Source organism: bacterium (assembly GCA_026708015.1).
Classification (GTDB): domain Bacteria; phylum Actinomycetota; class Acidimicrobiia; order Acidimicrobiales; family Bin134; genus Poriferisocius.
On record JAPOVT010000057.1, the window covers coordinates 84,075 to 97,202 of the forward strand.

14 protein-coding genes are annotated in these 13,128 nt (G+C 65.5%); 5 read left to right on the plus strand and 9 right to left on the minus strand.

All coding sequences use genetic code 11. The annotated features are described in order from the left end of the window. Nucleotides 1–42: 42 nt before the first annotated feature. Genes OXG30_15580 through OXG30_15590 form a run of 3 tightly spaced genes read right to left on the minus strand, consistent with a single transcriptional unit; the run spans nucleotide 43 to nucleotide 2,868 of the window. Nucleotides 43–1,269 carry an alanine racemase gene (locus tag OXG30_15580; GenBank protein MCY4136309.1) on the minus strand — a complete coding sequence of 409 codons (1,227 nt, stop codon included), beginning with the start codon at nucleotides 1,267–1,269 and terminating at the stop codon, nucleotides 43–45. After that, complete coding sequence (locus OXG30_15585; GenBank protein ID MCY4136310.1) at nucleotides 1,266–1,883, minus strand: bifunctional 4-hydroxy-2-oxoglutarate aldolase/2-dehydro-3-deoxy-phosphogluconate aldolase; 618 nt, start codon at nucleotides 1,881–1,883, stop codon at nucleotides 1,266–1,268. The genes OXG30_15580 and OXG30_15585 overlap by 4 nt, the downstream gene beginning before the upstream one ends. Further along, a complete protein-coding gene (locus OXG30_15590) occupies nucleotides 1,870–2,868 on the minus strand; it encodes a sugar kinase (GenBank protein MCY4136311.1) in 999 nt (332 codons plus the stop codon). Before OXG30_15590 ends, OXG30_15585 begins: the two co-directional genes overlap by 14 nt. Before the next feature lie 114 nt (nucleotides 2,869–2,982). Here OXG30_15590 and OXG30_15595 point away from each other — a divergent pair, with 114 nt between their 5' ends. Next, nucleotides 2,983–4,434 (plus strand): D-aminoacylase, encoded by a 1,452-nt coding sequence (locus OXG30_15595; GenBank protein MCY4136312.1) that lies wholly within the window; start codon nucleotides 2,983–2,985, stop codon nucleotides 4,432–4,434. Between the two features lie 72 nt (nucleotides 4,435–4,506). Next, nucleotides 4,507–4,896, plus strand: a complete 390-nt coding sequence (locus tag OXG30_15600) for a RidA family protein (protein MCY4136313.1) — start codon at nucleotides 4,507–4,509, stop codon at nucleotides 4,894–4,896. Here the strand turns inward: OXG30_15600 and OXG30_15605 are convergent. Continuing rightward, on the minus strand, nucleotides 4,891–5,265 hold the full coding sequence (locus OXG30_15605; GenBank protein ID MCY4136314.1) for an SCP2 sterol-binding domain-containing protein: 375 nt from the start codon (nucleotides 5,263–5,265) through the stop codon (nucleotides 4,891–4,893). The two genes, OXG30_15600 and OXG30_15605, sit on opposite strands and share 6 nt — an antisense overlap. Nucleotides 5,266–5,293: 28 nt before the next feature. Here OXG30_15605 and OXG30_15610 point away from each other — a divergent pair, with 28 nt between their 5' ends. From OXG30_15610 to OXG30_15620, 3 genes are all read left to right on the plus strand, one after another. Continuing rightward, nucleotides 5,294–5,947: a hypothetical protein gene (locus OXG30_15610; GenBank protein MCY4136315.1), complete on the plus strand. Its 654-nt coding sequence runs from the start codon at nucleotides 5,294–5,296 to the stop codon at nucleotides 5,945–5,947. A gap of 66 nt (nucleotides 5,948–6,013) precedes the next feature. Next, entirely contained in the window at nucleotides 6,014–6,244 is a 231-nt protein-coding gene (locus tag OXG30_15615) for a hypothetical protein (GenBank protein MCY4136316.1), read from the plus strand. Next, the gene (locus OXG30_15620) at nucleotides 6,241–6,651 is read left to right on the plus strand and encodes a type II toxin-antitoxin system VapC family toxin (protein ID MCY4136317.1); all 411 of its coding nucleotides are present in this window, start codon (nucleotides 6,241–6,243) and stop codon (nucleotides 6,649–6,651) included. Before OXG30_15615 ends, OXG30_15620 begins: the two co-directional genes overlap by 4 nt. Before the next feature lie 80 nt (nucleotides 6,652–6,731). Here the strand turns inward: OXG30_15620 and OXG30_15625 are convergent, their stop codons facing one another. The 5 genes from OXG30_15625 to OXG30_15645 all read right to left on the minus strand — a co-directional run. Beyond that, entirely contained in the window at nucleotides 6,732–7,646 is a 915-nt protein-coding gene (locus tag OXG30_15625; GenBank protein MCY4136318.1) for a DUF368 domain-containing protein, read from the minus strand. 34 nt (nucleotides 7,647–7,680) lie between these two features. Continuing rightward, nucleotides 7,681–8,448, minus strand: a complete 768-nt coding sequence (locus tag OXG30_15630) for a succinate dehydrogenase/fumarate reductase iron-sulfur subunit (GenBank protein ID MCY4136319.1) — start codon at nucleotides 8,446–8,448, stop codon at nucleotides 7,681–7,683. After that, nucleotides 8,445–10,367, minus strand: a complete 1,923-nt coding sequence (locus tag OXG30_15635; GenBank protein MCY4136320.1) for a fumarate reductase/succinate dehydrogenase flavoprotein subunit — start codon at nucleotides 10,365–10,367, stop codon at nucleotides 8,445–8,447. Before OXG30_15635 ends, OXG30_15630 begins: the two co-directional genes overlap by 4 nt. Beyond that, a complete protein-coding gene (locus tag OXG30_15640; GenBank protein MCY4136321.1) occupies nucleotides 10,367–11,167 on the minus strand; it encodes a succinate dehydrogenase cytochrome b subunit in 801 nt (266 codons plus the stop codon). Before OXG30_15640 ends, OXG30_15635 begins: the two co-directional genes overlap by 1 nt. 313 nt (nucleotides 11,168–11,480) lie before the next feature. Next, the coding region (locus tag OXG30_15645; protein ID MCY4136322.1) for a hypothetical protein at nucleotides 11,481–13,128 on the minus strand (1,648 nt) is incomplete at its 5' end.

The following is a 13,128-nucleotide window of genomic DNA, read 5'->3' on the forward strand; positions in this document are numbered from 1 at the left end:
GGTCGATCTTAGGGACTCGGGGCCTACCCGCAAGGCTCCCGGTCAGAACTCGGTCGAGACCACGGCGACGACGGTCCCATCGTTGTCTACTTCGGGGATGTGCTTCCACTTGTCGAACGTCGTGCAGGGATGGCTTATCCCAAAGGACACGAAATCGCCCACCGCTATCCCATCGGCCGCGTCGACGGTAAGGAATGTGTGCTGATCCATGAGTCGGGAAACCTGCCAGACATCAGGCGCGGGGTGTCGGCGGCTCTGCTCATAGCGCCACAGCGGCACCGGTGGCCCTTCGTCAAAAGACACGTCCCGCTTTCCGAGGTCGAGCAACGCAAGGGTCGGCTCAGGGCGGGAGATGACCTGCGCAATCGCCTCGAGCGCGGGTCGGAACGCCGCGAGGTCTGCGTGGTCTCGGAGCGGGGAGACCTCCTGGTAGAACCCGCTGTCGTGGGTGATGTAGCAACCGCTGCGCAGCACCAGTTTGGCATTGTGGGCATCCGCCACCGGGCCAAGGATGTCGGCAACATCGTCGAAGCAGGCGCTGCCGCCCGCAGTGAGGATTGGGCCGGCAGCCGGTTCGCAGAGGCCGCAACTTGCGATCCGCTCGAACGCATCGCCGAGAAACCGCAGGTACTCTCGCACTCCCCGCCGTTCGGCGTGGTTGCGGGCGGAGAGGAACACGCCTTCATAGCCGGCGACACCGGCAAACCGCACTGTCTCCATGGCCGCTGCTGCTTCCGCCAGGGAGAGCGCCAGTTCGATGTCGCGCACACCGCTTCGGCCACCGCTGCCGCCGATTTCTACCAGCACGGACACTTGCCCAGCATGGTCACGATCAAGTCGAGCGAGGCCGTCGTGGGAGTCTACGAAGCAATAGAGTTCCAGGCCCTGTGCGGCGGCTTCAAAGGCCCATTCGATGGCCGCCTCGTTGACGAGCTGGTTGGCGATCAGCAAGCGTCGCAGGCCATTGTCGAAGAGGATTCGCGCCTGCACGGCGTTGGCGACGGTGATTGCCCATGCACCGTGCGCGATCTGACGCGATATCAGGCTCGGCGCCATGGTGGTCTTGGCATGCGGTGCCAGCTCGACGCGGTTGGCGAGGCAGAAGTCACGCATCGTTGCGAGATTGTGCTCAATCGCAGCGGCACGCAGAATGACGAGGGGAGACAGAAACGTTCCATCGAAAATGTTGCGACCGATCAACTCGTCTGTCGTCGACCCCACCAGGTCGGTGGGGATTGCCTTGGAACTGAATCGAAGCTGGTCTGTCATCGTGGGAGTTTCCGTCTGTCCGTGAGCCAGTCTCTCAGCGAATCGACACCGTTGGAACGGACAAGCTCGGCGCCGATCCCAACCCCGAGGGCGCCAGCGTCAAGGTAGTCATCGATGTCTGAGACCGCAACGCCGCCCGTCGGGACGAAGGACACACCGGGGAATGGACCCGACAGGGCCGCGAGAAAGCATGTTCCTCCGACTTCCCGGGCAGGGAAGAGCTTCAGCTCCGAGATGCCATGGACCTGCGCCAACTGAATCTCGGTGGGCGTCGCCACTCCGGGCAAATAGGGGATTCCCTGCTCATTCGCTTGATGCACGATCTCAGGGTCAAGGCCAGGGGAGATGGCGAACGTGGCGCCAAGATCCATGGCCTGCTGGAGGTCTGCGACAGAGGTGACGCTGCCCGCACCCAAGGGTCGGTCGCTCTCAGCGGCAATCTCGGCGACGAGTTCGAGCGTCCGGAAACCATCGTCGTCTTGCACGGTCACCTCGATGAGTTCGACCCCGATGTCCCACAGCGTCCTGGCCGCGGTCGCCGCGGCCCCGGGGGAGAGTCCCCGAAGGATTGCTACCACCGGGCATCGGCGAAGATAGGTCTCAAAGTACGACATCGCGGGTTGCCGTCAGGTCCAGGCTCGCAGAGAGCCATTCTTCGGATGACAAGTCGAGCAGGCGTTGAATCGTGGCGTCATCAGCAATGGGGCCCACATCGTTCTGCTGGGAGAGCGCGCTCATGGCCGTGATGTGGCCAAGCCGCAGAGCGATTTCCACGTTGTCGTATCGGAGCACTCCGACGAGGAATCCCGCCGCGAATGCATCTCCTGCACCGATCGGCTCGACCACGGGGCCGTTGAGCGCGGGAACGAAGTAGGTTCTGCCGCTGAGATCGGCATGGGCCCCGTTGTCGGCGTCTTTGGTGACGACGGTTTCGGGGTGGGGAAGCAGGGCGCGGACATCGTCGGCCGTGTTGGCCCCCCAGAGGTCGTTGGCTTCGTCAAGCCCGACAAAGACAATGTCGCATTGGTCTGCGATTTCTCGCAGTTCATTTGAAGGATCTCCTTGCGCCCAAACCGAGGGGCGCCAGTTGATGTCAAACGAAATGAGGGCCGATCGGGATCGGTCCTCGATCAGAGATCGGACGAGTTCGTTGCAGGTACACGACAGACCCAAAGTGATCCCGGTCAGGTGGAGGATTTTCGGTCCACGGCCCACCTCGGCGCCGATCGGCGGGGCCATTGCGGCTGCTGCGGAACTCGCCCGGTAATACCGGACCCGCAGGGCGTCGGCGGCGGCCTCTTTGAGCATGAGCCCGGTCTGGTGATCGGAAAGCCGACCTACCCTGCTCACGTCGACGCCTGCGCCCTCGATCACCGAGAGCACCAAGTCTCCGGCAAGGTCAGTGCCTACCTGGCTGACCCACGAGGTCTGGATGCCGAGTGCCGCGCAATAGCGCGCCACGTTGGACTCCGCGCCGCTTACCTCCCATTCGAAGGCTGCCTGGTTGGGGTGGGTCCGCAAAGTCAGCATTGACTCGCCCAGAGCAACCACGTCTGGGGGTGGCCTGGGGTGGTTCGCCTCGCTGGTCGAGTGGTTCATATCGTGCTCCTCGGGTCAGCGAAGTCTTTCTGGACTCTCATAAGATCAAATGGTAGACCAGAGTGCAATATCCACATCAAGAGTGCGCTTATTGCACATTGAAGGAAAGGTGGCGTGTACGACCTCGCCATTCGCGGCGCATTGATCGAGGACGGCTCAGGTCGGCAGTCGGTCGTGGCAGACATCGCAGTCGACGGCGGTCACATCGCGGCCACGGGAACGGTGGGCGCGGCCCGAGCAGAGATCGATGCCGAGGGGATGGTCGCAGCCCCCGGGTTTGTTGACGCCCACACTCACGACGACATGGAACTCCACTCCCACCCTGACAATCCGTCGAAACTCCGGCAAGGCGTGACGACGGTTATCTGCGGAAGTTGCGGATTCAGCGCGTTCCCTCATATGCCGGGGCAACGTTCGCCAGACTTCTTGTCGGTCGACGGCCGTTGGCGGACTTACCGGGAGTACCAAGAGGTGGTGACCGGTCACGGCATCGGCACAAATGCCGCGGCCTTCGTCGGCCACAACACCGTTCAACGCCTGCTTCTGGGGATTGACAGCACCGAACCGAGCGCCCAGGCGCTTTCGCGCGTGTGTGACAACATCCGCCGTGCGATGGACGATGGCGCCCTCGGTGTATCCACCGGCCTCATCTACCGCCCAGGGCGCAACACATCGACCGCGGCACTCTCACGGATCGTTGCGACCGTGGCCGACTATGGCGGCATGCACAGCACCCATGTGCGCGACGAATCTGACGGCCTTCTCGATGCCATCGCCGAAGTCGCCTCCGTGTCTCGAGAAACCGGCGCGGCACTCCAGATCTCTCATCTCAAAGTCATCGGTGAGCGCAATTGGGGCAGCTTGGGCGCCGCACTGGACGAGATCGACAGGTTCCGAGCCGAAGGTATCGACATCGGATTTGACGTATACCCCTATATCGCCGGTTCGGGGCCATTGGCGACCTACTTCCCCCCCGATGACATAGACGTGGCCAGGGCTCGATTGGTCCAGATCATCCGGTGTGATGACTACCCTCACTTCGAGGGGCGGCGACTCCCAGACATCGCGCGCGAAGAGGGCATTTCGCTGCGCGATCTCACCCGGCGGCTCGTCACGGCACCGAACGCAGGCGAAACGCTCTGCAATATTTTCGAGATCCACGAAGACGACATGCTGGAGGCGCTTTCCCATCCAGTGGCGATGGTCGGCAGCGACGGTATTCCCCAGCAGGAGGGAGTGCCCCATCCCCGGCTTCAGGGCACATTTCCTCGAGTTCTCGGCTACTACACCAGAGACAGGGCGGTGCTGTCGCAAAGTGCTGCGATCAAGAAGATGACCTCTGTGCCCGCCACTCGATACGGCCTCCGAGATCGAGGCCTCTTGCGCCCCGGCTTCGCAGCAGATGTTGTGGTGTTCGACCCGACCACGATCGCCGACTGCGGAACATATACCTCGCGTTCCGATCCAAACGGGATTCGCCATGTTCTCGTCAATGGGCAGCAGGCGCTGTTGGATGGCGAGCTCACCGGCGTGCGGGCAGGCCAGATACTGAGACGCGACTCATGATGAGTTCACGCTTCGCTTGAGGAGGAACCCCATAGGTCGGCCGAATCGAGGGCCGGCACGAAAGGATTGATGATGACTAGGCGACAAGCTGTGGCAAGCACTGAGGTGCCAGAAGCTGCGGGCCCCTACTCGGCCGGGATGATCTCGCAGGGGTTCGCGTTCTTGTCCGGGCAGGGGCCATACGACGCAACGGGCACGCTTGCGGGTGAGGACATTGCCAGCCAGACAAGGCAAACACTGCGAAATCTGGAAGCTGTCGCGCAGGCGAGCGGCGCGACACTGCGAGATGCCGTGCGGGTTGGTGTCTACCTGACCGACATGGCGAACTTCACCGAGATGAACACAGTCTTTGCCGAGTTCTTCGAGCAGCCGTACCCGGCTCGAACGACGGTGCAAACCGGGCTTCCAAAGCCCGACATGTTGGTTGAGATAGATGTGATAGTGGCTCTGCGCCGGTCATGAGTCCCACACGGTGCGGACCCGCACGTCGGCGAACACGTCTTCGGCCCTGGTCAGCAGTCGACGGTGGGATAACAGGGCCATGGGGTTGCCCTCAAAGGAGACTTCGCCGTTCAAAACAGCCTCCTCAGCCGACAGATCCCCTTGGGCAATGGCCACCGCAGTGTTCCGGCTCTGGCAGAAAACCACCGCCGGATCGGTGGCCGCTCCGGTGCGGACACGGGCGCCGTTGCTGTCGAACACCATGTGGAACACCACTTCGCCTACCCGCTGTTCCACTGCGAATCGCTCGCCATCCGGAGCGCGCAGCCCCGATGCCGCCAGCGCAGCGTCAGCCTCTTGGATCCACTCGTCGCTCAAGTACTCCAGCACCAAACCTCTACGGTACTGAGTGTCCCTCATGGCAGCAGCACCGACACACCGACTGTGGGCCGAATCGTGGTACGGCGATTTTGCCGCGCCCGACGGCTCGCTAGGGGGCTACGCGCAGCTCACGCTGTGGCCCAATCTGGGGAGGAGTTGGTTCTGGTCGGCGCTGGTCGGTCCCGACCGACTGCCGGTGTATCTGGTGGAGACCGACGCCCCGCTGCCCCGGCCGTCCACCTTGGAACTGCGAGCCCCCGGACTGTGGACCGAGTTCATCGAGCAGATCCCCGACGAGCACTTCACCGTGGACTTGGAGGCGTTCGCGGTGGCCCTCGACGATCCCGAAGAGGTGTTCGGGCTGGGCTGGGGCGACCGGGTTCCCTACGGCCTGGAACTGGAGTGGGAGGCTGAGGCCGGGTCGATGGACGTGGTCCACGGCCAAGTGCTGGTGGGCGACGAGGTAATCGAGCTGGACGGCCGAGGTCGTCGCTTCCACTGGGAAGGCCTGCCCGCCTGGTGGGACCGGGAATGGACCAACGGCCCGACCGACGGCACCGAGATTGCCTCCGCCCCCCTCCCCGTCGACCATCCCGACACCGCCCAGCGCACCCGCCTCGAGCGCACCTTGGTCGCTACTCACACGGATTCCGCCTGGTCTGAACAGAATTCCCTGCTAAGACCAAGTTGAGGCAACGACCTCGAATCTCAGCCTGCCCTGTTGCATGCGGCTTCCTGGCGATAGCATAATGCAAGCATGGTGAATGTGCTGGTTCGCAACCTGCCCGATGAGGTGCATGTGCTGCTCCAGCAGCGCGCCGCCCGCGAGGGGAAATCGCTCCAACAGTTCTTGGCGGCTGAGTTGCAACGGCTCGCCGAACGGCCATCAGTTCAAGAGGTGCTGGAACGGGCCAACCAGCAGAGTGGTGGGCGGATCGGCCTCGCCGAAGCTGCCGAATATCTGGCCGAGGAGCGCCAAAAGCGATGATGGTGGTGGACGCGTCGGTGGCGGTGAACGCCCTAGCCGACAACACGTCCGATGGCGACCAGGCGCGGGCCGCTCTGCTGGCAGATCCCGACCTTGCCGCCCCTGATCTCATAAACGTGGAAGTCGTGTCTGTGCTCCGCAAGTGGTGGCAAAAGGGACACTTGAGCGATGAGAACATGCGAGAAGCCATCGCGAACCTGACCGCACTGGATGTTGTCCGCTATCCCACTCTGCCGCTCATGTCTCGCGCCTACGAACTTCGCGCCAATCTCACGCCCTACGACGCCGCCTATGCGGCACTCGCCGAGATGCTCGACTGCCCCCTTCTGACCGCCGACGCCAGAATGGCGAATGCTCCGGGACCCAACTGCGAATTCAACGTCATCCAGCCTTCAAGACGGCAATGAGCCCGACCAACCCCACACCAGCGATTAGCCAACGGCTGCCGGATCGCTCAAAACGACAGAAGCGCTGCATTCTGCGGTGATTAGGCGTTGGCGCGGGTTAGGCGGGATAGAACGAGGACCAGGGAGGCGGCGGCTAAGGCCAGGATGACGGGGAGCCACAGGTCGGTAGCAGGGGCCCAGCCTAGGCCGGTGCCGTCGATGGTCTCATCGGCATGGCGGCTGATCACGCCCACTCCGGCGGGCCACGGCCACAGCACCCGTAGCGAGCCCAGCAGCAGCCCCACCATCACCGCCAGGGTGGGGTCGTGCCAGCGGTGGAGCAACCGGTCGATCAGGTGTGAGAACAGGGCCAATCCCAGTACTGCTCCTGCGGCCAACGCGGCCAGGTCAGCCCAAACCCAATCGTCCACCGCGGCGATCGCCGCCGGGTACACCCCCAGCATCAACAGGATGAACGACCCGGAGATGCCGGGCAGCAACATCGCGCACACCGCCACGATTCCTGAGCCGAATAGGGCGATCTCCGTCTGGTCGGCCACCGGCCCCGACTGGAGTCCCAGCAACCAGAAGAACAGCCCACCCACGGCCAGTGCCGTCACCGCCAATCCCGCACCGGGCTTGTCCACCATGTTCCAGGCCACCACCACCGACGCCGCCACTAGGCCGAAGAACAGCCCGGCCATCGCTTCGGGCTCGTCGACCAAAAGCTCGTCGATCACCGATGCCAGGGCCGCGACGGCGACCACGATTCCCGCCACCAGCGGCACGGCGAACCACCAGTCAAATCTCCGCAGACGTTCCCACGCGCCTCGCCAGTTCCCCCGCAGCAAGGCGCCCACCACACCGGCTCCGGCCCGCACGGTGTCGATCAGCCGTTCATAGATCCCCAGCAGCAGGGCAACTGTGCCCCCCGACACCCCGGGCACCACGTCGGCCGCTCCCATCAGCACCCCCCGCACCGCATGGCGGACAGTTTCGTTGGCGCGACCCCACATCAAGCCGCGAGGCTACCGCTTTGCAGACGGACCCCTAGCCGGCCAGTTTGCGATTCTTGACCTTGGCCTTGATGTAGTCGCGGTTGGTCCAGGCGATGAAGTCGATGGGGATCTCCTTGGGGCAGGCCTCTTCGCACTCGCCGTGGTTGGTACAGGAGCCGAAGAACTCCTCCATGGTCTCCACCATGGCCTCGGTGCGGGCCCACCGCTGGGCCTGGCCCTGGGGGAGCAGGTTCAGATGCTGCACCTTGGCCGCGGTGAACAGTTGGGCCGCGCTGTTGGGACAGGCGGCCACGCAGGCCCCGCAGCCGATGCAAGCCGCGGCGTCGAAGGCGGTGTCGGCCGTCTCCTTGGGCACGGGGGTGAGGTTGGCGTCGGGGGCGGCGCCGGTGTTCACCGAGATGTAGCCGCCAGCGCCGATGATGGCGTCCATGGCCCGGCGGTCCACCGCCAAGTCCCGCAGTACGGGGAACGAAGTGGCCCGCCACGGCTCGATCACGATGTGGTCGCCGTCGCTGAAGCTGCGCATGTGGAGCTGGCAGGTGGCTGTGCCCTTCTGGGGGCCGTGGGCCTGGCCGTTGATCATCAGCCCGCAGGTGCCGCAGATGCCCTCTCGGCAGTCGGACTCGAACACGATGGGCTCGTCGCCCATTTCGATGAGCCGCTCGTTGACGATGTCGAGCATCTCCAGGAACGAGGCGTCGGTGCTGATGCCGCTGGCCTCATAGGTCACGAAGCGGCCCTCGGTCAGCGGTCCGGGCTGGCGCCACACCTTGAGCGTGAGGTTGATCTCGGTGCTCATTTGTAGCTCCTCTGGGTCAGCTCCACGTTCTCAAACTCCAACTCCTCCCGGTGGCGGGTTTGGGGGGTTCCCTCGCCGTTCCACTCCCAGGCGGCCACGTGGGTGAAATTCTCATCGTCCCGCATGGCCTCGCCCTCTTCGGTCTGGTGCTCCTCCCGGAAGTGGCCTCCGCAGGACTCTTCTCGAGTCAGGGCGTCTCGGGCCATGAGCTCGGCCAGCTCGAACAGGTCGGCCACCCGGCCGGCCTTCTCCAGCGACTGGTTGAGGGTGTCGGCCGAGCCCAGCACCCGCACGTTGCGGTGGTACTCCTCGCGCAGGGCGGGGATCTCCGACAGGGCCTTCTCCAAGCCGGTCTTGTTGCGGGCCATGCCGATGTAGTCCCACACCAGTTTGCCCAGCTCCCGGTGGTAGTGGTCCACCGAGCGGGTGCCGCCGGTCGACAGCCAGCGGTTCATCTCGTCGGCCACCGCCTGCTCGGCGGCGGCGAACGCTGGCTCAGAGGTGCCCAGCGCCGGGTCGCCCAAGAAGTCCGACAGGTAGTTGCCGATGGTGTAGGGCAGGATGAAGTAGCCGTCGGCCAAACCCTGCATGAGCGCCGAGGCGCCCAGCCGGTTGGCCCCGTGGTCGCTGAAGTTGGCCTCGCCCATCACGAACAGGCCGGGCACGTTGCTCATCAGCTCGTAGTCCACCCACAGCCCGCCCATGGTGTAGTGGGTGGCCGGGTAGATGCGCATGGGCACCCGGTAGGGATCCTCGCCGGTGATGCGCTCGTACATGTCGAACAGGTTCCCGTACTTGGCCCGGATCACCTCCTCGCCGTCGCGGGCCATGGCACCGGAGAAGTCCAGGTAGACGCCATTGCGCAGCGGTCCCACGCCCCGGCCCTCGTCCACCACACCCTTGGCGTTGCGGGAGGCCACATCGCGGGGCACGAGGTTGCCGAAGGCCGGGTACTTGCGCTCCAAGAAGTAGTCCCGGTCGGCATCGGGGATCTGGTCGGGCGCCCGACCGTCGTCGTGGGCCAGGGGCACCCAGATGCGCCCGTCGTTTCGCAGCGATTCCGACATCAGGGTCAGCTTCGACTGGAAGTCGTCGCTGGCCGGGATGCAGGTGGGGTGGATTTGGGTGTAGCACGGGTTGGCGAACAGCGCCCCCTGGCGGTGGGCCCGCCACGCCGCGGTCACGTTGCACATCTTGGCGTTGGTCGACAGGAAGTACACGTTTCCGTAGCCGCCGGTGGCCAGCACCACGGCATGAGCCGAGTGCGAGACGATCTCGCCGGTGATGAGGTCGCGGGTCACCACACCCACCGCCCGGCCGTCGTGCATCACCAGCTCCAGCATCTCCGAGCGAGTGTGCAGCTCCACCGTGCCAGCCGCCACCTGGCGCATCAGCGCTGAATACGCCCCCAGGAGGAGCTGTTGGCCGGTTTGGCCCCGGGCGTAGAACGTGCGCGACACCTGGGCCCCGCCGAAGGAGCGGTTGTCGAGCAGCCCGCCGTACTCGCGGGCAAAGGGCACGCCCTGGGCGGTGGCCTGGTCGATGATGTCCACCGACACCTCGGCCAGGCGGTACACGTTGGCCTCGCGGGCCCGGTAGTCGCCCCCCTTGATGGTGTCGTAGAACAGCCGGTAAACGCTGTCGCCGTCGTTCTGGTAGTTCTTGGCCGCGTTGATGCCCCCTTGGGCGGCAATGCTGTGGGCCCGGCGAGGGGAGTCGTGGTAGGTGAGCACCTTGACCCGGTAGCCCAGCTCGCCCAGTGAGGCGGCGGCCGATGCCCCGGCCAGGCCCGAGCCCACCACGATGATGTCGAAGCGGCGCTTGTTGTTGGGGTTCACCAGCCGCATGGAGAACTTGTGGTCGGTCCACTTGCTGTCCAGCGATCCGGCCGGAATGCGGGCGTCGAGCGAGCCGAGCATCAGTGCTCCTCCCCCTCGGCGGTGCCGTGTTGGAGCTCTTCCACGATCGAGCGGCCGTTGTCGTCGATCACCCCGGCCTGCACGAAGATGGGGAAGCTCAGGTTGCCCACCAGGATGATCCCGGCCAACCCGGCGGCCAGATAGCGGCGCAGGTGGTTGTAGCGGGGGCTGTTCACCCCCAGGCTCTGGAACATGCTCCAGGTGCCGTGGAAGATGTGAACGGCCAGCGCGGTGTTGGCCACGATGTACAGGATCGCCACCGGGATGCTGCTCAGGCTCTCCGACACGTTGTGGTAGGGGTCGCCCCGCACGAAGTCGGGGTTGAACCAGCCCCAGGTGAGATCGGCCAGGTGGTAGAAGAGGTACAGCCCGATGATGGGTCCGGTCCAGCGCATGGTGCGGGAGGCGAAGTTGGCCGCGATGTAGTTCCGCCCGCCGGGATAGCGCTGATCAGCGGCAATGCTCATTCGGCTCAACGAGTAGGCCGAGTGGATGTGCAGGGCGAAGGCGATGATCAACCCGATGCGCATGATCCACAGCAGCCAGGTGCGGGGCAGGAGTTTGGTGCCCAGATCCCGCAGCGTCTCGGCGTACTCGTGGATCTCCAGCGGCCCTTCGTACAGGTGAAGGTTGCCGATCATATGGACCACGATGAAGCCCAAGAGGGCAATCCCGGTGAGGCCCATCACCCATTTCTTGCCCACCGCGGTCTGGTAGATGTTGAGCGGCCACGGGAGCCTCACCTTGGGCTCCGACCGCACCGGAGGCGGCGTGCTCACTCTGGTTATGGCTTGGGCCATCTTCTGCCTCCGCTCCGGACCTCCTCCGGCCTAGAAGCTCTCGCGCTCGCGCCGACGGTACCGGCGCCCCGCTCTCTGCGGCTAGCTGTACCGGGCTTTCGGGTGGACTGCTTGCCGATCCGGTTATGTGAATCTTGCGGGCGCCGATGCCCTTGGGCTCAATTCGCCAGGTGGCCGACGTGGACCGGCCGGCATCAGCTCCACGGCCACTTGGATCGGCCTTGGCCGACGGAATCAGCTCCAGGGCCTACACGCTGGGCTGATCGGCCCTGGATGCGTTCCACGCCACCGGGATCGGGCTTGGCCACCGGGATCAGCTCCAGGACGCCCAGGAGACGCCGGCGGGAAGGCTCGTCGTCCAGTCCCAGCATTCGGCGGTGCTGTCGGCTCTGATCCCGCACGTATGGCCGCCGCCGGCTGCGATGGCGGTGAACGCGCCCGCGGGGGCGACGCTGTCGATGGCGCCCCAGCATTCGACGGTGCCGTCGGCTCTGATCCCGCACGTATGGCCGCCGCCGGCTGCGATGGCGGTGAAGGCGCCTGCGGGGGCGTCCGCCTGCCCGTAGTCGTTGCGGCCCCAGCATTCGACGGTGCTGTCGGCCCTGATCCCACACGAATACCGGCCGCCGGCTGCGATGGCGGTGAAGGCGCCTGCGGGGGCGTCCGTCTGCCCTTCCCAGTTGGAGCCCCAGCATTCGGCGGTGCTGTCGGCCCTGATCCCACACGTGTGGTAGCTGCCGGCTGCGATGGCGGTGAAGGCGCCTGCGGGGGCGTCGCGCCTTTGGCCCCGGCATTCGACGGTGCTGTCGGCCCTGATCCCACACATATGGGACTGGCCGGCTGCGATGGCGGTGAACGCGCCTGCGGGGGCGTCGCCCGTTTGGCCCCGGCATTCGACGGTGCTGTCGGCTCTGATCCCACACAAGCTGGCGCCGCCGGCCGCCGCAATGGCGGTGAAGGTGCCCGCGAAGGCGTCCGCCGGCCAGAAACCGCCGATGGCGCCCCAGCATTCGACGGTGCTGTCGGCCCTGATCCCACAGGAGTGGTCGCCGCCGGCCGCGATGGCGGTGAAGGCGCCTGCGGGGGCGTCCAGCCGCCCGGAGTTGTTGCCGCCCCAGCATTCGACGGTGCCGTCGGCTCTGATCCCGCACGAATGCCTCTCGCCGGTTGCGATGGCGGTGAAGGCGCCTGCGGGGGCGTCCGCCTGCCCGTCGTCGTTGCCGCCCCAGCATTCGACGGTGCTGTCGGCTCTGATCCCGCACGTATGGTAGCGGCCGGCTGCGATGGCGGTGAAGGCGCCTGCGGGGGCATCCAGCGCCCTGGTGGGGCTGGCGGCCCAGCATTCGACGGTGCTGTCGGCCCTGATCCCACACACATGGTTGGTGCTGGCTGTGATGGCGGTGAAGGCGCCCGCGAAGGCGCCTTCGTGTTTGCCCTCCTCCCCGGCGCTTATGGATTCTTCGGTAACACCGATGGAGATGTCGCCCCGGCATTCGACGGTGCTGTCGGCCCTGATCCCACACGAATGGAAGTCGCCGGTTGCGATGGCGGTGAAGGCGCCCGCGGGGGCGTCCGCCTGCCCGTAGTGGTGCCAGTTCCAGGCGACGTGGCCCCAGCATTCGACGGTGTTGTCGGCTCTGATCCCGCACGAATTATTCCAGCCGGCTGTGATGGCGGTGAAGGCGCCTTCGGGGGCGTCCGCCTGCCCGTCGTCGTTGCGGCCCCAGCATTCGGCGGTGCTGTCGGCCCTGATCCCACACGAATGGGCGGTGCCGGCTGCGATGGCGGTGAAGGCGCCCGCGGGGGCGTCCGCCTGCCCTTCCCAGTTGGCGCCCCAGCATTCGACGGTGTTGTCGGCTCTGATCCCGCACGTATGGCCGCTGCCGGCTGTGATGGCGGTGAACGCGTGTGCGGGTTGGCGGGTTGGCTGGGGGTCTGGTTGGTCGGCGCAGCCGCCGGGC